A 15441-nucleotide genomic window follows, 5' to 3' on the forward strand; every position below is an offset into this window, starting at 1 on the left:
GACCGGCGCCAAGACCCGAGCGGCGGCCGGCACGGGGGCCGCGGCCCACCACCGCGGGGCCGGGGCCGCCGAAGCCCATGCCGCCGAAGCCCCCGCCGAAGCTCGGGCCCCCCGGACCGCAGAGCCGTCCCCGCTCACGCCGGCCCCGCCCGCATCCTCCCTCCGGGCGCGCGTGCGCAGCCTCGCCCCCTCGATGACCCCGTCCATGCTGGCCGTCGCCGAAGCCGTCGCCGCCGACCCCGCGGGCTGCGCCCGGCTCACCGTCTCCGCCCTCGCCGAACACACCGGCACCAGCGAAGCCACCGTCGTCCGCACCGCCCGCCTGCTCGGCTACCCCGGCTACCGCGACCTGCGCCTCGCCCTTGCCGCCCTCGCCGCCCAGCAGGAATCCGGGGCCGCCCCCGCCGTCACCGTCGACATAGCCGTCGACGACTCCCTCGCCGACGTCGTCGCCAAACTGGCCCACGAGGAGGCGCAGACCCTCGCCGACACCGCCGCCGCGCTCGACCTGACCCAGCTGGCCGCCGCCGTCACCGCCCTCGCGACCGCCCGCCGCATCGACATCTACGGCATCGGCGCGTCCGCGCTCGTCGGCCAGGACCTCGCCCAGAAGCTGCTGCGCATCGGCCTGATCGCGCACGCCCACAGCGACCCCCACCTCGCCGTCACCAACGCCGTCCAGCTTCGTCCCGGCGACGTGGCCGTCGCCGTCACCCACTCCGGCTCGACGGGCGACGTCATCGAGCCGCTGCGCGTCGCCTTCGAGCACGGCGCCGCGACCATCGCCCTCACCGCCCGCCCCGGTTCCGCCGTCACCCACTACGCCGACCACGTCCTGGCCACGTCCGCCGCCCGCGAGACCCAGCTGCGCCCGGCCGCGATGTCCAGCCGGACCAGCCAGCTCCTCGTCGTGGACTGCCTGTTCGTCGCCGTCGCGCAGCAGACGTACGAGCGGGCCGCGCCCGCGCTCGCCGCCTCGTACGAAGCACTCGCCCACCGCCACCGCACCACCCGCTGAACACCCGCCGGACCGCCCGCCGAACCGCCAGGAGCCGCGCCCATGACCGCGTACGCCGAACTCCGCGCCCAGCTGGAGACTCTCACCACCGAGGCGTTCCGGCCCGAACTGGCCGAGATCGACCGGCTGTCCACCCTCGACATCGCCCGCACCATGAACGCCGAGGACGCCACCGTCCCGGCCGCCGTCGCCGCGCAGCTGCCGCTGATCGCCGCCGCCATCGACGCGATCGCGGCACGCATGGCACGCGGCGGGCGCCTGGTCTACGCGGGCGCCGGTACGGCCGGCCGGATGGGCGTCCTGGACGCCAGCGAGTGCCCGCCCACCTTCAACACCGACCCGGCGGACGTCGTCGGCCTCATCGCGGGCGGCCCTTCCGCCATGGTCACGGCCGTCGAGGGCGCCGAGGACTCCGAGGAGCTGGCGGCGCAGGACCTCATCGCGCTGGACCTCTCCCCCGACGACAGCGTCATCGGCATCTCCGCCTCCGGCCGCACCCCGTACGCGATCGGCGCCGTCGAGTTCGCCCGTACGCGCGGCGCGCTCACCGTCGGCCTCTCCTGCAACGCCGGCTCCGCGCTCGCCGCAGGCGCCGAACACGGCATCGAGGTCGTCGTCGGCCCCGAACTGCTCACCGGGTCGACCCGCTTGAAGGCCGGTACCGCACAGAAGCTGGTCCTCAACCTCATCTCGACCATCACCATGATCCGCCTGGGCAAGACCTACGGAAACCTGATGGTCGACATGCGCTCCTCGAACGAGAAACTGCGCGCCCGCGCCCGCCGCATCGTGGCCCTGGCCACCGGCGCGCCCGACGCCGAGATCGAGGCCGCGCTCACCGCCACCGACGGCGAGGTCAAGCACGCCGTCCTCGTCATCCTCGGCGGCGTCGACGGCCCGGCCGCCGCCGATCTCCTCACCGCCTCGAAGGGCCACCTGCGCGCGGCCCTCGCCCTCGCCCCTCCGCACGCCCACGCCCGGACCCGCTGACCTCCCCCACCTACGGCAAGGCGACCACCACCATGTCCACTGACAAGAACCGCGCCACAGCCGCCGCGATCCTTCCTCTGGTCGGCGGCCCGGACAACATCACCTCGATCGCGCACTGCATGACCCGCCTGCGCATCACCCTGCGCGACCGCTCACTGGTCCAGGACGAGGCCCTGGCGGCCCTGCCCGCGGTCCTGGGCGTGGTCGAGGACGACACGTACCAGATCGTGCTGGGCCCGGGCGCAGTCGCCCGCGTCACCCCGGAGTTCGAGGCACTGGTCGAGGAGGGCCGCCGGGCCGCGCCGCACCCGATCACGGCGGACGACCTCGCCGCCCAGGGCGCGGCGCTCAAGGAAGCCCGCAAGGCGCGCAACGCCACCCCCTTCAAGCTGTTCCTGCGCCGCATCGCCAACATCTTCGTCCCGCTGATCCCGGCCCTGATCGGCTGCGGCATCATCGCGGGCCTGAACGGCGTGCTGACGAACATGGGCTGGCTGCCCGCCGTCGTCCCGGCACTCGCCGCCATCGCCTCCGGCTTCATGTCGCTGATCGCGGTCTTCGTCGGCTACAACACGGCCAAGGAGTTCGGCGGTACGCCCGTCCTGGGCGGCGCCGTCGCCGCGATCATCGTCTTCCCGGGCATCACCAAGATCGAGGCCTTCGGGCAGCAGCTCTCCCCCGGCCAGGGCGGCGTCCTCGGCGCGCTGGCGGCCGCCGTGCTCGCCGTGCACGTGGAGAAGTGGTGCCGCCGGTGGGTCCCCGAGGCCCTGGACGTCCTCGTCACCCCGACCCTCACCGTCCTGGTCTCCGGCCTGGCCACGATCTTCGGCCTCATGTTCCTCGCCGGTGAGGCCTCCTCCGCCATCGGCACCTTCGCCGACCGGCTGCTCGCCACCGGCGGCGCCTTCGCGGGCCTGGTCCTCGGCGGACTGTTCCTGCCCCTCGTCATGCTGGGCCTGCACCAGGCCCTGATCCCCATCCACACCACGCTCATCGAACAGTCCGGCTACACGGTCCTGCTGCCCATCCTCGCCATGGCGGGCGCGGGCCAGGTCGGTGCGGCCATCGCGGTCTACTACCGCCTCCCGCGCAACCGTTCCCTCCGTACGACCATCAAGTCCGCCCTCCCGGCCGGTTTCCTGGGCGTCGGCGAACCCCTGATCTACGGTGTCTCCCTGCCGCTCGGCCGCCCCTTCGTGACCGCCTGCATCGGCGGCGCGGCCGGCGGAGCCTTCGTCGGCCTCTTCAACCAGCTCGGCGTCACCTTCGGCTCCACCGCCATCGGCCCCTCGGGCTGGGCCCTGTTCCCGCTGCTGGACGGCAAGTCGGGCATGGGCGCGACCATCGCCATCTACGCGGGCGGCCTGGCAGTGGGCTACCTGGTGGGCTTCGTCGCCACGTACTTCTTCGGCTTCACCCGCCACATGCTGACCGACCTGAACACCGACCCCGAACCCGCCCCGGACCCGGTGACCGAGCCCCCGAAGGAGCCCGCCCTGACCTGACCTGACCTGACGTGACCTGACGCGGCCCGGCCCGGCACTCCGGGCGGGGAGCGGCGATGATGCCAGCATGCAACTCCCCGCCGAAGCCGTGTCCGCCGCCGCCCTGATCGAGGTCGTACGCCTCACCGCGGAGCCGGTGCGTCCCGCCGACCCGTTCACCGGTGATTCCGTCGCCCTGTGGACGGCGGAGGAGGCCGCGTCGGCCCTGGCACTGATCGCGTCGCTGCTGGGCAGCGGACAGCACCGCTGCGGCTACCACCCCGGATGGGCGGTCCGCGCGTACGACAGCGATCTCACGCCCGCGCTGTTCGAGGCGCAGTTCTGCTTCGGCTGCCACGAGGTACGGCTCCACGGCCCGGCCGTCCCGCCCCCGCTGGCCAAGCAGTTCTTCGACCCCGCGGCCCCGGAATCCCGCGCCCTGCTCGCCCGCTTCCGCGCGGCGGCCGCGGGACCGGGCATGATCACTCCATGACCGACCCGATACCCGATGTGGTCCCCGCCGGGCGGATGAGCGCCGTGCCGCAGCCGCAACTCCCGCTCCCCGGCGGGATGCTGCTCCGCCCCTGGGCCCCGTACGACGCCCCCGCGCTGGTCGAGTCCTGCCTCGACCCGGAGATCCGGCACTGGAACCGGCCGGACCCCCTCACCCTGGCCGGGGCCGAGGACCGCATCGCCCGCTGGCACGGGCGCTGGCAGGCCGAAGTGGCCGCGATCTGGGCCGTCGCCCCCGCCGCGGGCGGCCCCGCCGTCGGGTCCATCGGATTGGCCGACCTCGATCTGCGCGGCGGCAGCGGCGAGATCGTGTACTGGCTGCTGCCCGCCGGGCGCGGCGCCGGGGTCATGGTCCGGGCCACGGAACGCGTCAGCCGCTGGGCCTTCGACGACCTCGGCCTGCACCGGCTGCGCATCACCCACTCGGTGGCCAACCCGGCTTCCTGCGCCATCGCGACGAAGGCCGGCTTCCAGCTGGAGGGCACCATGCGCGGCGCCCTCCTCCACGCGGACGGCTGGCACGACGAGCACCTCCACGCCCGCCTGCGCACCGACGCACCGGCATGAAGCTCCCCGCGGCGGCCGTCGCCGCAACCACCCGGGTGGACGTCGTACGCATCTCCGCGCCGCCCCAGCGGTGGGGCGACGCGATGACCGGCGAACTGCTGGCCCACTGGGAGGGCCCCCAGGCCGCCGAGGCCCTGACCGTGATCGGAAAGCTGCCCGCCGGCCGGATCAACCTGTGCCGGTTCGACCCTGGCTGGGGCATCCGCGCGTACGGGGACGACGGCACGGAGCCGCTCTTCGAGGCGGCGTTCTGCTACGGCTGCGACCAGGTCTGGCTCTGGGGCGCGGCCGTCCCCGGACACCTGGGCCTCCAGCTCTTCGACGCGGCGTCCCCGTACGCCCAGTACCTCCGCCTGCGCTTCCGCTCGGCCTGAGGGTCACCCTGACACGGAGTCAGGGGGAGGTCGGGGTAGGGCAAGGGCACGCCCCGATAGCCGGTGGGCACGGCGCGGCGGCAGGCTGGCCGGCATGCAGATCACCACTGACAAGCGCACCTCGGCCGTCCGGCGCGGGGCCGCCGGGATCGCGTTCGCCGCCGTCCTCGCCGCCGCCACCGTCACCGCCACCGGCGTGGCAAGCGCGGCCGAGCCGGCGCCCTCGTACGACTTCGGCGACTGCCCCGCGATCCCCGCCGGGGTCGACGCGGCCCGCTGGAAGTGCGAGGTCCTCACCGCGACCGGCTCCCTGACCCTCGGCAGCCGCACCCTGCCCGAGCTCTCCCCGATGACCATCACCCACGCCGAGGGCCCCCTGCCCGACGGCACCGACGGCCAGGTCTGGGGCGCCCTGCGCGGCGGCCCGACCGCCGTCCCCGGCGGCATCCTCGGCACCCCCGCCGGCCACCACAACCCCCGCCTCGGACAGCTCTCCCTGCGGCCGGAGTACGGCGGCCGGTCCGACTTCTACTCCGTCGGCGACGACATGGGCCTGTTCACCCTCCGCTTCCGCGCCGTCGGCCCCGCGCTGCCCGACGGCTGCGTCATCGGCGCCGGCGAGGCTCCCATCGAGATCCGCCTCAAGCGCACGGGCAAGTCCCAGTGGGTCTCGAAGAACCCGCCGGTCATCAAGTTCGACGCGCGCGACGACGCCTTCACCGCCCCTGCCGCCACCGGCTGCGGCCCCCTGGGCCGCCTGCTCAACGACCGCCTCGGCCTCCCGGCCGCGACCGGCAACTCGATCGCCCTGTCCGCGCACTACACCTTCAAGACGTACGACCAACTCCCCCCGCGCCCCTAGCGCCCGCCGACCGCCGACCGCCACGGCAGCGCGATCACCACGGAAGTCCGACCAGCCCCCAGCCCCGTACCTCCGCCCTCGTGACCACCTCGCCCCACTCGTGCATGAGCGCGACGGTCCCGTCGAAGGTGCGGGGCCGGGCCGCCCAGCGGGCGGCCTCGGCATCGAAGGGCTCACGGAGCTCCTCCAGCCGCGGTGCGGCCAGTTCCCAGGCGCGGACGAGCGCCGGCACCTCGTCCGGCGCACGGAGCAGGAGGGCCCCCGGCCGCCACGGTTCGGGGTCCTCCGGGAAGCCGCGCGCGGGCGGGGGGCCATCGTCCGGATCCGTCCCCGCGACGCCGTCCGGGCCGTCCCACACCAGGCCGCTCAGGAAGCGGTCGAGGGCGTCCCGCAGACCGGGCGAGGCCGATGCCCTGAGCTCCTCCCAGGCGTTGGCCAGGTTGAAGTGCCAGCTGTACGAACCGGTGGTTCCGAAGAACCGGTACTCAGCACACCAAGGCGACTGCCGTGGCCACACCCAGCCGCCCGCCACCGCGAAGTCGGCGTCCTCGCACGCGACGCAGCAGAAGGACGGGCACACGGCGTCGGTCAGCGCCTCCAGGCGCCCGCCCGCGGGTATCCGGGCCAGTTCTTCCCAGTCGGCCATGACCACGGTGATGTCCAGTCCCATCGGCGCAGGCTAACAACGGGGCGCCGCCGCCCCCTCGGCGTGCCGCCGCCGGGCCGCCACGAACTCCGCCAGCACGCCGTTGACCGTCGCCCGCCTGCTCGTCGTGCCCAGGATTTCCGCCGCCTCGGCGAGAAGTACCTCGTCAAGGTCCACCATGGCGCGTGACAGCGCTTCCTCCAGGCGGGCAGCCATCGCATGACGCCGGCCGCGCGGCGACCCGGTCACGGGTTGGCCCGCTCGTGGAGAACGGCGGCCAGCCGGAGCGCGGTGTCCAGGTTGCAGCGGCCCAGGTCGACCAGCGGCAGCCCGTACGTACCCGCCGCCGAGACCCGCTCCACACCCAGTGACGGGAAGAGCACCCCCACTCCGGCCAGGGATTCCCTAAGCTGGCGGACGGCCTCCTCGGCCGCCTGCATGCGCTCCTGTGGCGTGAGCACCATGACATGTCACCTTTCTACTCTGCGTATCCGGCTTCAGTACTCAGAGTGGCGATGCGCTCGCTAGCCTTTCAATGCGGAAACCGCAACAACCGCACGTGTTGGTCAGGGAGTTGCCATGCCAGGAAAGAACCTCGACCCCTCCTCCTCACCCCGCGCCCTGCTCGGCGCCGAACTGCGCGTGGCGCGCGAGCGCGCCGGCTACAGCCAGGCCGAGTTGGGCGAGCCGCTCTTCGTCAGCGGCTCGTTCATCGGCCAGCTCGAAGCGGGCACGCGCCGCATGCACCTCGAATTGGCCCGCCAGATAGACGACATCCTCAAGACGGGCGGATTCTTCGTCCGCAACTGCGGGGCGGCGGCCAAGTCCAAGTACCCGGACCACTTCGCGGCGGCGGCCGAGGCGGAGGCTCTGGCGAAGGCCATCCGGGAGTACGCGCCACTGATCATCCCGGGGCTGTTGCAGACGGAGGCGTACGCGCGGGCCGTGTTCCGTGCGTACCAGCCGACGGCTACGGAAGAGACCATCGACGAGCTGGTCACGAACCGGCTGGCCAGGGCCTCGCTACTCACTGATCCAACAACGCCACTGTTGTGGACCGTCCTTGACGAGGCGGTGCTCCGCCGTGAGGTCGGCAACCAGCAGGTAATGGCCGAGTCCTTGAGGCACCTCGCTACGCTGATCCAATCGCATCGGGTCATCGCCCAGGTGATCCCGTTCAAGGCGGGAGCCCACGCCGCTTTGGGTGGCCCCCTCAGGCTGATGCACTTCGACGATGCTCCGCCGCTCGCCTACGTCGAAGGCCTCGAAACAGGACTGCTGTTGGACGATCCAGCCACGGTGGCCCATCACACCCTGACCTACGATCTCCTCACGGCCAGCGCGCTCTCACCACGAGAATCCCTGGCTCTGATCGAGTCAGTGGCGGAGGATTACTCACATGACCAGCACGCCTGAGTACGACCTTTCAGCGGCCATCTGGCACAAGTCCAGCTACAGCGCCGGCGATGGCGGCAACTGCCTGGAGATGGCCACCTGGCGGAAGTCCCCCCACAGCGGCGGCAGCGGCGGCAGCTGCGTCGAGGTCGCCGACGGCCACCCCGGCATCGTCCCCGTCCGGGACTCCAAGGTCCCCGACGGCCCCCACCTCACCTTCAACGGCCCGGCCTGGGCCGCCTTCGTCACCAGCCTCTGACCCGCCCCAGGGCGAAGAACGCGGGCAGCTCGCCGCCCGCGTCCAGGTTCACGAACGTGTAGCCCTCCGCCGCCTCCGGGTAGATCTCGAACCGCCTGCCCAGCGGGACGTCCCGGAGGATCGCGGGCTCGGCCTTCCGCCTGCCCGTGCTCCCGTCCAGGTGCCACAGGTACGTCCGCGCGGCGGTCGACGTCACCACGTCGGCCCCGCCCGGGCTGCGGCCCTGCGCGATCCCGAGGACCGTGGCGCCGTCGAGCGCGGCGTGCCAGACGCGGTGGCCGTCCACCAGGGAGTACGCGGAGACACCCGGGACCTTGTCCTTCACCGGGGTGATCAGCAGGTCGCCGCTGACCAGCGGTCCGGGCTCCGTGAGCAGGTCCTCCCGCGGGCCGGACACCGGCACGGCGCCCCGCTCGTGCCCGGAGTCGTCGAACAGCAGCACCGACTCCCCGGCCCGCAGCGCGATCGGCCGCGCCGACACCATCCGCAGTTCCGTGTGCGGGCCACTGGTGCCCGGCGTGCGCAGCGGGCTCTGCCAGGCCACGGTGCCGGTGCGCGCGTCCAGCGCCGTCAGCCGGGCTGCTCCGCCGTCACCGCCGCCGGAGCAGTCCTCGACGTACAGGACCCGGCCCGCGGCCCCGTCGAGCGCACGGACCTCGCAGCCGGCCGGGACCGGCGCCCGCCAGCGCTCGGCGCCCCCTCGCAGGTCCAGGCCGAGCAGGGCGCCCTGCGTCACGGCGACGGCCGTACCGTCCACCGCCGCCACCGGCACCGCGTCCCGGTCCCGGGACGGCGCCGCCGGGAAGTCCTTCGCCCACAGCTGCCGGCCCTCCCGCAGGTCCACGGCCGAGACCCGCGAGCCGCAGCCGCCCGGAGTCCGCGCGGAGGCGACCAGCCCGGTCTCGTGCGAGGTGGCCCGGCTCAGGGCGCACAGGGTGGTGCCCTCGGCGGCGGCCAGCCCTCCGGCCGAGCGGCCCTCGCCGTTGTAGACGAACACGCCGTCCGTACGGGCCCGCGCCAGCCCCTTGGACGGGAGCAGCCAGGCGCCGACCGGCCGGGCCGACTCCGGGTTCTCCCGCTGCCACCACGTCCACACGTACATCTGCGGGCCGCGCATCCACGCGTACGCCTCCCAGGCGGGCCACAGCGCGGCCAGCGCGAGCACCACCGCCAGCCAGCGGACCGGCGCACCCCGGGCGCCGCGTCGCCCCCGGGCCAGCAGCACGTACGCGAGGAGCCCCAGGGCCGGGGTGAACAACAGCAGCCAGCCCTTGCCCCGTGACCAGTCGACGAACGCCATCCTGCCGAGCAGGACCAGGTACAGCACGGTCACGGCGGCGACCGCCACGCCGCAAACGAACAGGGCGCGCGACAGCCACCGCGCGCCCCGAGATGTGTCGTCAGTCGAGTCGTTGCCCATGATCCCCCCTTGGGCGCAGCCTAGTTGGCGCGCCCGAGGGGGGCCGGTCAACGGGCCCGGGTCAGAGACCCGAGGTGAACAGCAGCTGGTTGGGCGTGCCCTTGCTGATCTTGAGGACGGCGTCCTTGGTGGACTCGTCGGTCACGAAGTTGGCGATGTCCGCAGGCTGCTCGGACGGGTGCGCCTGCTTGTAGAGGGCGATGACACCCGCGACGTGCGGCGCGGCCATGGACGTACCGCTCAGGGCCATGCTGCCGCCGCCGAGCTTCGCGGAGACGATCTCCTCCCCGGGTGCGTAGAGGGAGACGCAGCCGCCGTAGTTGGAGAAGCTGGTCTCCTCGTCGTAGCGGTTGGTGGCCGCGATCGTCAGCACTCGGCTCGCGGACGCCGGAGAGACGTTGCAGGCGTCCTGCGATTCGTTGCCCGCCGCGATGACCGGCAGGATGCCGGCGTCGGAGACCGCGTTGGCCGCGTTGTTGATGGCTTCGGACTTCGGGCCGCCCAAGGAGGCGTTCAGGACGGCCGGCTGCTTGGCGTTCTTGGCCACCCAGTCGAGGCCCGCGAGGATCCCCGAGTAGGAGCCCTTGCCGTCGCATCCGAGGACGCGGACGCTGATCAGGTTGGCCTTGGTGGCCACGCCGTGCGTCTTGCCGCCGACGATGCCCGCGACGTGCGTGCCGTGGCCCTGGCAGTCCTGGCCCCTCTGGATGGCGGCGTCCGGCATCGCGTCGAAGCCGAAGCTGGCGCGCCCGTCGAACTCGGTGTGCTTGTAGTCGATGCCGGTGTCGAGGATGTACGCGTTCACTCCGGAGCCGCTGCCCTTGGCGGTGAAGTTGTTGTCCAGGGCCGACTCCCGCTGGTCGATCCGGTCCCGGCCCCAGGAGACGGACGGGGCCCTGTTCGCCCTGGCGGCGGCGGGCATCTTCGGGGCGGCCACCTTCGTGTCCTCCTCGACCGACTTCACTCCGAGGCTCCTCCGGACGGCATCCAGCTGGAGCGGGGTGAGGGGGGCCGCGAAGCCGTTCATCACGGACCGGTAGACGAACGAGGGCTTGAGCTTCAGCTTTTCCGCCGTCCTGGCCGCGTCCATGCCCTGGTCGAGGGTCACGATGTAGTTGCCGGGAACCGCATCGGCCGAGGTGAGGAGCGGTGCCGGCGTCGGCTCCGGGGCCGCGGCCGAGGCCGTACCGGCGCCGATGGGGGCGATGGTGAGGAGAGCGGCGGTGGCGGCGCGTGCGAGCAGGCGCATGTCGGAATCTCCCTGACGGGGTGAAAGGTCGGCTGGGTGAGCTGCCCCGCGGCAAGGAGTGCCGTGCGGGTGCGGCCCTCCTTTCCATCGGGTGCCGCCTCGGCGCGGCTTGAACCGACGCCCCCTCCTGGCCGATCGGTCGGCAGTACCGTCAACACGGCGCGTCCGACACGCTGCAGAAAGGGTTAACCGCCTCTGCCGTCAAGGCCTCGCCCCGGACCGCACGGCCGTGCCCACCCCGGAAAGATCACCCGTATGGGCCGCCCCCGCCCAAGGGGGCGCACAGCCGCCACGCTCCCGCCACACCCGCGGGCGTCGTTGACCGGCCCCGCCGCGCGTGATGCCCTCGGCCCATGCGCAACCGTCTGAACCGAGCCCTGCCGACGGCCGCCGCCGTCGCCGCCGTACTGGCCGCCGTCGCCGCCCTGCCCGTGTCCGCGGCCACCGCCGCCGTGGCCGAGCCCGTGCCCCGCACGGCCGCCGCCGCCGCCGCCGACCATGCCACGTACATCGTCACGGTGCACCCGGGCCTCGACCCGGCCGCCGTCGCGGACGCGTACGGGATCACCCCGCTGCACGTCTACCGAGACGCGCTGAACGGCTTCGCCGCCCGCCTCTCCCCCGAGCAGGTCCAGGCCCTGCGGGCGACCGCGGTCGTGAAGTCGGTCGAGGAGGACGGCGGCGCGTCCTCCTTCGGCACCGCCGTCTGACCGCGAAGGCCTCGCGCGCACGGACTCCCCGGCAATTCCCCGCCCCCGCCCGACGCTTAGGGTGATGCGGATCAACCCATCGGTTGATCGGGGGATCGGGGGGAGACCGATGGACAGTGCGACCGAGGTGTTCGAGCCGCTGCGCGCGGACGATCCGCAGACCGTGGCCGGCTACCGCCTCGCGGCCCGGCTCGGCGCGGGTGGCATGGGCCGCGTCTACCTGTCGCACACCCAGGGCGGCCGCCCGGTCGCGATCAAGGTGGTACGGCCGGAACTGGCCGAGGACCCGGCGTTCCGGCGGCGCTTCCGCCGGGAGGTGGAGGCGGCGAGGCGGGTCCGGGGCGCGTACACCGCCGAGCTGATCGACGCGGAGGCGGACGGGATGCCGCCCTGGCTGGCCACCCTGTACGTGCCCGGGCCCTCGCTTTCGCAGGCCGTCGCCCGGCGCGGACCGCTGCCGGTGCCCGCGGTGCTGTGGCTGGTGGCGGGGGTGGCCGAGGCGCTGCAGGCCATCCACGGCGCGGGCGTCGTGCACCGGGACCTGAAGCCGTCGAACGTGCTGCTGGCCTCCGACGGGCCCCGGGTCATCGACTTCGGCATATCGCTGGCGTCCGGCACCACCGCGGCGACCGCCACGGGCACCGCCATCGGCACGCCCCAGTACATGGCCCCCGAGCAGGCGTCGGGGGGCGAGGTCACGGCAGCCACCGACGTGTTCGCGCTGGGCCAGACGGCGGCGTTCGCGGCGCTGGGCGAGCCGCTGTACGGGGACGGGCCCTCGGTGAGCGTGCTGTTCCGGATCGTGCACTCCGAGCCCGACCTGTCCCGGCTCCCGGAGCCGCTGCGCCCGCTGCTCGCCCGGTGCCTGGCCTCCGATCCGGAGGAGCGGGCCACCCCGGCGGAGATCGTGGCGTGGTGCCGGAAGCATCTGGGCAAGGACGCCGACGCGGGCGGCGGACCGGCCGTCTGGCGGGAGGTGACGGGGCCCGAGGTGGAGATTCCGGCTCCGGTCCCGCAGCCCACGGCGGTGCACACGACCCCGGTGAACTGGCTTCCGCCGCAGCCGACGGCGCCGCTCGGGCCGGAGGAACAGCGGGCGCGCAGGCGGCGCATCGCGCTGATCACGGCGGCGGCGGTGACAGCGGGAGCAGTGCTGCTGACGGGCCTGGCCTGGCTGGGCAAGGGAGCGGCGGACCGGATGCGCGAACTGGACGCGTCCCGGGCGAAGCCGAACGGCTCGGCCGCCGCCGGGGCCCAGGGGACACCGTCGGGGCCGACCGGGTCGGCGACCGGCGGCAAGGCGCCCAAGACCTCCGGATCCGCACCGGGCACACCCAGCACGCCCACGGCGTCCAAGCCGCCCGCGGCGGTCCCCTTCCCCCAGGTGCGCCTGGACGAAGAGAACTCGATCGGCATCAAGGAACCGGTCCGGCGCGACGACCGCACGGGGGACATCCGCCTGAACTGCGAGGTGACCGGCTGTCAGCTGGAGAGCGACGCGAGCGTGCTCACGCTGCTGTACGGCCCCCCGGGCACCGGCAACCTCGACACGTGCCGCCTCATGACGAGGCCCGCCGTGTCCAAGAAGGTCCCGCTGGCCGCGGCGGCGGCCGGCAGCGAGATCTGCGTCATGCACCCGTCGGGGGACATCGCGCTGCTCGTGATCCAGATCAAGTCGACCCCGAAGTTGAAGGAGCTGTCCTTCGTGTCCGCAGACATGACCGTCTGGCGCGCATCCTGACGGAGCGGCCCGCCCGCCCGGCCACCTAGGTCCGGTACACGCACAACCGCGAGACCTCGTACTCCATCTCCGTCACCCCCGGGCCGGGCGCCGGGTGGTAACGCCCGGCGCAGACGGACAGGTTCACGATGAGGTACGCGCGCCAGGAGCGGCCGACGCCCGCGCGGTCGGCGAACACCCGGGCCCCGTTGACCCACCAGACGACCGACCTCCGCCCGAACTCGACCTTGAGGTCGACCCAGGCGCCCGGCCGCACCGACGGGTCGCGGTGGTAGCGGTGCGCCTGGCGGACGTGGTTGGAGAGCTCCAGCAGGTCCGGGTTGTCGGGGTGGTACTCGAAGACGTCGATCTCCTGGCCACCGTCCCGCCAGGTCCAGATCGCCGGCCAGGCACCCAGCTCCACCGGGAGCCTGACCCGGGCCTCCAGGACGTCGCCGGTGCGCACCATGAAGCCCTCGTCGCTGCCCTCGGTGGTGAGCAGCCCGGTGTTCCAGTTGCCGTCGGGCCTGAGCTTGGCCCGGAAGACGCCGCTGCGGCTGTAGGCGGGATCGTCGACGAGGTGGTCCAGTTTGTTGTCGCCCGGGTTCGTCGGGCCGCCGTCGGGATACGCCCACGAGCGGCCCGCGACCCATTGGGTGGGCGAGGTGAAGTCGGCGGTGAAGAGGGGGGCGAGGCGCGCCTTGACCGCACCCGCGCCGCCGGCGCCCGCCGGGGCGAGGCGCGACGTCAAGCGCCGCAGCCAGCCGAGCTTTTCCGAGTCCATGCAGGGGGTGTGCCCACAACCGGACGCACCCATGCCGGAATCATCGCGCAGGGTAATCGTATGGAAGCATTCAGCGACCGGTGTTGCGCGCCGCCTCGACGAAGGCGCGGATCAGCTCGGGCGACTTCACCCCCCGCGCGCGCTCCACGCCGCTGGAGACGTCCACGCCCCACGCGCCGGTGACCCGGACGGCCTCGCCGACGTTGGCGGGGGTCAGCCCGCCCGCGAGCAGCCACCGACCCTCGGGCGGCGTGAAGTCCGCAGATCCCCAGTTCCACGGCTTGCCGGAGCCCGGGTCGGGGGCGTCGAGGAGCAGCAGGTCCTCGCCGTACTCGCCGCAGCGCTTCACGTGCTCGGCGGTGGCCCGCAGCAGCGTCCGCCCCTCGGCGCGCAGCGCCGCGAAGTCCTCGGGGCCCTCCTCGCCGTGCAGCTGCACGCCCCGTACACCGCTCTCCTCGGCGAACCGGCGCACCTCCGCCACCGGCTGCCCCCGGAACACGCCGACGGTGAGCACCCCGTCCGGCACCCGCGCGGCCAGCTCCCGCGCGGTGGCCGCGTCGACCGTACGGGGGCTGCCGGGCGCGAAGACGAACCCGACGGCATCGGCCCCGGCGGCCACGGCCACGTCGACGTCGTGCGCGGTCTTCAGGCCGCAGATCTTGACGAAGAGATCGCTCATGCCCCCAGTCAACCAAAGCCCCCTGTTGGGTGGTGATCCGTCTCGGCAACCGGGCGGGACCGTCCGCCCGTCACCAGCCTGGAACGAGCATCACGGCCAGTGCCCAGCACGCCACGCGGAGGACTACGGTGACGATCATGACCGAGCGGGCCACACCGATAGAGCAGGCGGCACTGCCGACGTTCGAGACGCTCCTGCGCACCGTTGAGGAGATGGACACGCCAGAGGGCTTCAAGGCCGAGCTCATCCGGGGGAAGATCATCGTTTCGCCGTTCTCCAAGCTGCGCCACCTGCGTCGCATGCGTGCGCTGCGTGAACAGCTCGAGGCCCACGCACCCGAGGGGCACATCGCGGAGATCGCACCCTTCCTCTTCCGGTTCTCGGCAGCGGAGCGCGCGTACGGGCCCGCCCTCTTCGTCGCGGACGAATCGGCCTTCGAGGGCGAGGGCCGGCACGCGGACGGGGCGGCCCTGTCGCTCGTCGGAGAGTTCACGTCCGTCTCCACCAGGGATACCGACTGGAGCGAGAAGCTGGATGTGTACGGTCGGCTCGTACCGGTCTACCTGGTCGTCGACATGCAGGGCTCGGAGATCACCTGCTTCTGGGACCCCTCGCCGCACGGATACCGCTCCCGTACGAAGGTGTCCTTCGACCAGCCCCTGCACGTCCCGAAGCCGTTCGACTTCACCATCGACACCACCGGCTTCTAGACACGCGGAAACGCCCGAGGGCGGCACCCCCGTACGGGAGTGCCGCCCTCGTTCGAGAACA

General features: G+C 73.1%; 19 protein-coding genes. 12 read left to right on the forward strand and 7 right to left on the reverse strand.

The annotated features are described in order from the left end of the window. Positions 1-172 precede the first annotated feature (172 nt). The 7 genes from ACFYOB_RS25185 (at position 173) to ACFYOB_RS25215 (ending at position 5808) form a co-directional block, all read left to right on the forward strand. Positions 173-1018: a MurR/RpiR family transcriptional regulator gene (locus ACFYOB_RS25185; protein ID WP_388563232.1), complete on the forward strand. Its 846-nt coding sequence runs from the start codon at positions 173-175 to the stop codon at positions 1016-1018. 42 nt (positions 1019-1060) lie between these two features. Beyond that, positions 1061-2008, forward strand: coding sequence for an N-acetylmuramic acid 6-phosphate etherase (gene murQ, locus ACFYOB_RS25190; RefSeq protein ID WP_388563022.1), 948 nt, complete (start codon positions 1061-1063; stop codon positions 2006-2008). 32 nt (positions 2009-2040) lie between these two features. Beyond that, on the forward strand, positions 2041-3513 hold the full coding sequence (locus ACFYOB_RS25195) for a PTS transporter subunit EIIC (protein WP_388563024.1): 1473 nt from the start codon (positions 2041-2043) through the stop codon (positions 3511-3513). Positions 3514-3580: 67 nt separating this feature from the next. Next, entirely contained in the window at positions 3581-3985 is a 405-nt protein-coding gene (locus ACFYOB_RS25200) for a hypothetical protein (RefSeq protein ID WP_388563026.1), read from the forward strand. Further along, the gene (locus ACFYOB_RS25205) at positions 3982-4572 is read left to right on the forward strand and encodes a GNAT family N-acetyltransferase (RefSeq protein ID WP_388563028.1); all 591 of its coding nucleotides are present in this window, start codon (positions 3982-3984) and stop codon (positions 4570-4572) included. The genes ACFYOB_RS25200 and ACFYOB_RS25205 overlap by 4 nt, the downstream gene beginning before the upstream one ends. After that, the gene (locus ACFYOB_RS25210) at positions 4569-4946 is read left to right on the forward strand and encodes a hypothetical protein (protein WP_388563030.1); all 378 of its coding nucleotides are present in this window, start codon (positions 4569-4571) and stop codon (positions 4944-4946) included. The genes ACFYOB_RS25205 and ACFYOB_RS25210 overlap by 4 nt, the downstream gene beginning before the upstream one ends. 94 nt (positions 4947-5040) lie before the next feature. Next, on the forward strand, positions 5041-5808 hold the full coding sequence (locus ACFYOB_RS25215; protein WP_388563032.1) for a hypothetical protein: 768 nt from the start codon (positions 5041-5043) through the stop codon (positions 5806-5808). 34 nt (positions 5809-5842) lie between these two features. Here ACFYOB_RS25215 and ACFYOB_RS25220 read toward each other — a convergent pair whose 3' ends face one another. From ACFYOB_RS25220 to ACFYOB_RS25230, 3 genes are read right to left on the reverse strand one after another with little or no spacing between them, the layout of a single operon-like run. Continuing rightward, on the reverse strand, positions 5843-6478 hold the full coding sequence (locus tag ACFYOB_RS25220; RefSeq protein WP_388563034.1) for a hypothetical protein: 636 nt from the start codon (positions 6476-6478) through the stop codon (positions 5843-5845). A gap of 9 nt (positions 6479-6487) precedes the next feature. Beyond that, entirely contained in the window at positions 6488-6670 is a 183-nt protein-coding gene (locus tag ACFYOB_RS25225; RefSeq protein WP_388563036.1) for a type II toxin-antitoxin system VapB family antitoxin, read from the reverse strand. A 29-nt stretch (positions 6671-6699) separates the two neighbouring features. Continuing rightward, positions 6700-6918, reverse strand: coding sequence for a hypothetical protein (locus ACFYOB_RS25230; protein ID WP_388563038.1), 219 nt, complete (start codon positions 6916-6918; stop codon positions 6700-6702). Between the two features lie 115 nt (positions 6919-7033). Here ACFYOB_RS25230 and ACFYOB_RS25235 point away from each other — a divergent pair, with 115 nt between their 5' ends. Further along, the gene (locus ACFYOB_RS25235; protein WP_388563040.1) at positions 7034-7870 is read left to right on the forward strand and encodes a Scr1 family TA system antitoxin-like transcriptional regulator; all 837 of its coding nucleotides are present in this window, start codon (positions 7034-7036) and stop codon (positions 7868-7870) included. Continuing rightward, complete coding sequence (locus ACFYOB_RS25240; protein ID WP_388563042.1) at positions 7854-8108, forward strand: DUF397 domain-containing protein; 255 nt, start codon at positions 7854-7856, stop codon at positions 8106-8108. The genes ACFYOB_RS25235 and ACFYOB_RS25240 overlap by 17 nt, the downstream gene beginning before the upstream one ends. On the opposite strand, the gene ACFYOB_RS25245 is transcribed toward ACFYOB_RS25240, so the two are convergent. Then, a complete protein-coding gene (locus tag ACFYOB_RS25245; protein WP_388563044.1) occupies positions 8095-9528 on the reverse strand; it encodes a PQQ-binding-like beta-propeller repeat protein in 1434 nt (477 codons plus the stop codon). The two genes, ACFYOB_RS25240 and ACFYOB_RS25245, sit on opposite strands and share 14 nt — an antisense overlap. A gap of 61 nt (positions 9529-9589) precedes the next feature. Beyond that, complete coding sequence (locus tag ACFYOB_RS25250) at positions 9590-10777, reverse strand: S8 family peptidase (RefSeq protein ID WP_388563046.1); 1188 nt, start codon at positions 10775-10777, stop codon at positions 9590-9592. 353 nt (positions 10778-11130) lie between these two features. Between ACFYOB_RS25250 and ACFYOB_RS25255 the strand changes: the two genes are divergently transcribed. Together ACFYOB_RS25255 and ACFYOB_RS25260 are read left to right on the forward strand one after the other, a co-directional pair. Further along, positions 11131-11487 (forward strand): protease inhibitor I9 family protein, encoded by a 357-nt coding sequence (locus tag ACFYOB_RS25255; protein ID WP_388563048.1) that lies wholly within the window; start codon positions 11131-11133, stop codon positions 11485-11487. Between the two features lie 109 nt (positions 11488-11596). Next, the gene (locus ACFYOB_RS25260; RefSeq protein WP_388563050.1) at positions 11597-13228 is read left to right on the forward strand and encodes a serine/threonine-protein kinase; all 1632 of its coding nucleotides are present in this window, start codon (positions 11597-11599) and stop codon (positions 13226-13228) included. A gap of 25 nt (positions 13229-13253) precedes the next feature. On the opposite strand, the gene ACFYOB_RS25265 is transcribed toward ACFYOB_RS25260, so the two are convergent. Beyond that, complete coding sequence (locus ACFYOB_RS25265) at positions 13254-13991, reverse strand: beta-glucanase (protein WP_388563051.1); 738 nt, start codon at positions 13989-13991, stop codon at positions 13254-13256. Positions 13992-14061: 70 nt separating this feature from the next. Beyond that, positions 14062-14670 carry a phosphoribosylanthranilate isomerase gene (locus tag ACFYOB_RS25270; protein WP_388563052.1) on the reverse strand — a complete coding sequence of 203 codons (609 nt, stop codon included), beginning with the start codon at positions 14668-14670 and terminating at the stop codon, positions 14062-14064. Between the two features lie 137 nt (positions 14671-14807). Here ACFYOB_RS25270 and ACFYOB_RS25275 point away from each other — a divergent pair, with 137 nt between their 5' ends. Then, positions 14808-15380 (forward strand): Uma2 family endonuclease, encoded by a 573-nt coding sequence (locus ACFYOB_RS25275; protein WP_388563234.1) that lies wholly within the window; start codon positions 14808-14810, stop codon positions 15378-15380. Positions 15381-15441: the final 61 nt, after the last annotated feature.

The sequence above is a fragment of the Streptomyces sp. NPDC006463 genome, from assembly GCF_042870715.1.
Taxonomy (GTDB): Bacteria; Actinomycetota; Actinomycetes; order Streptomycetales; family Streptomycetaceae; genus Streptomyces.

Coding starts and splice junctions, on each gene's coding strand:
- ACFYOB_RS25205 (WP_388563028.1), top strand. CDS start 3,982: ATGACCGACCCGATACCCGATGTGGTCCCCGCCGGGCGGATGAGCGCC.
- ACFYOB_RS25230 (WP_388563038.1), bottom strand. CDS start 6,918: ATGGTGCTCACGCCACAGGAGCGCATGCAGGCGGCCGAGGAGGCCGTC.
- ACFYOB_RS25245 (WP_388563044.1), bottom strand. CDS start 9,528: ATGGGCAACGACTCGACTGACGACACATCTCGGGGCGCGCGGTGGCTG.
- ACFYOB_RS25225 (WP_388563036.1), bottom strand. CDS start 6,670: ATGGCTGCCCGCCTGGAGGAAGCGCTGTCACGCGCCATGGTGGACCTT.
- ACFYOB_RS25265 (WP_388563051.1), bottom strand. CDS start 13,991: ATGGACTCGGAAAAGCTCGGCTGGCTGCGGCGCTTGACGTCGCGCCTC.
- ACFYOB_RS25270 (WP_388563052.1), bottom strand. CDS start 14,670: ATGAGCGATCTCTTCGTCAAGATCTGCGGCCTGAAGACCGCGCACGAC.
- ACFYOB_RS25200 (WP_388563026.1), top strand. CDS start 3,581: ATGCAACTCCCCGCCGAAGCCGTGTCCGCCGCCGCCCTGATCGAGGTC.
- ACFYOB_RS25195 (WP_388563024.1), top strand. CDS start 2,041: ATGTCCACTGACAAGAACCGCGCCACAGCCGCCGCGATCCTTCCTCTG.
- ACFYOB_RS25250 (WP_388563046.1), bottom strand. CDS start 10,777: ATGCGCCTGCTCGCACGCGCCGCCACCGCCGCTCTCCTCACCATCGCC.
- ACFYOB_RS25260 (WP_388563050.1), top strand. CDS start 11,597: ATGGACAGTGCGACCGAGGTGTTCGAGCCGCTGCGCGCGGACGATCCG.
- ACFYOB_RS25275 (WP_388563234.1), top strand. CDS start 14,808: ATGACCGAGCGGGCCACACCGATAGAGCAGGCGGCACTGCCGACGTTC.
- murQ (WP_388563022.1), top strand. CDS start 1,061: ATGACCGCGTACGCCGAACTCCGCGCCCAGCTGGAGACTCTCACCACC.
- ACFYOB_RS25235 (WP_388563040.1), top strand. CDS start 7,034: ATGCCAGGAAAGAACCTCGACCCCTCCTCCTCACCCCGCGCCCTGCTC.
- ACFYOB_RS25215 (WP_388563032.1), top strand. CDS start 5,041: ATGCAGATCACCACTGACAAGCGCACCTCGGCCGTCCGGCGCGGGGCC.
- ACFYOB_RS25220 (WP_388563034.1), bottom strand. CDS start 6,478: ATGGGACTGGACATCACCGTGGTCATGGCCGACTGGGAAGAACTGGCC.
- ACFYOB_RS25240 (WP_388563042.1), top strand. CDS start 7,854: ATGACCAGCACGCCTGAGTACGACCTTTCAGCGGCCATCTGGCACAAG.
- ACFYOB_RS25210 (WP_388563030.1), top strand. CDS start 4,569: ATGAAGCTCCCCGCGGCGGCCGTCGCCGCAACCACCCGGGTGGACGTC.
- ACFYOB_RS25255 (WP_388563048.1), top strand. CDS start 11,131: ATGCGCAACCGTCTGAACCGAGCCCTGCCGACGGCCGCCGCCGTCGCC.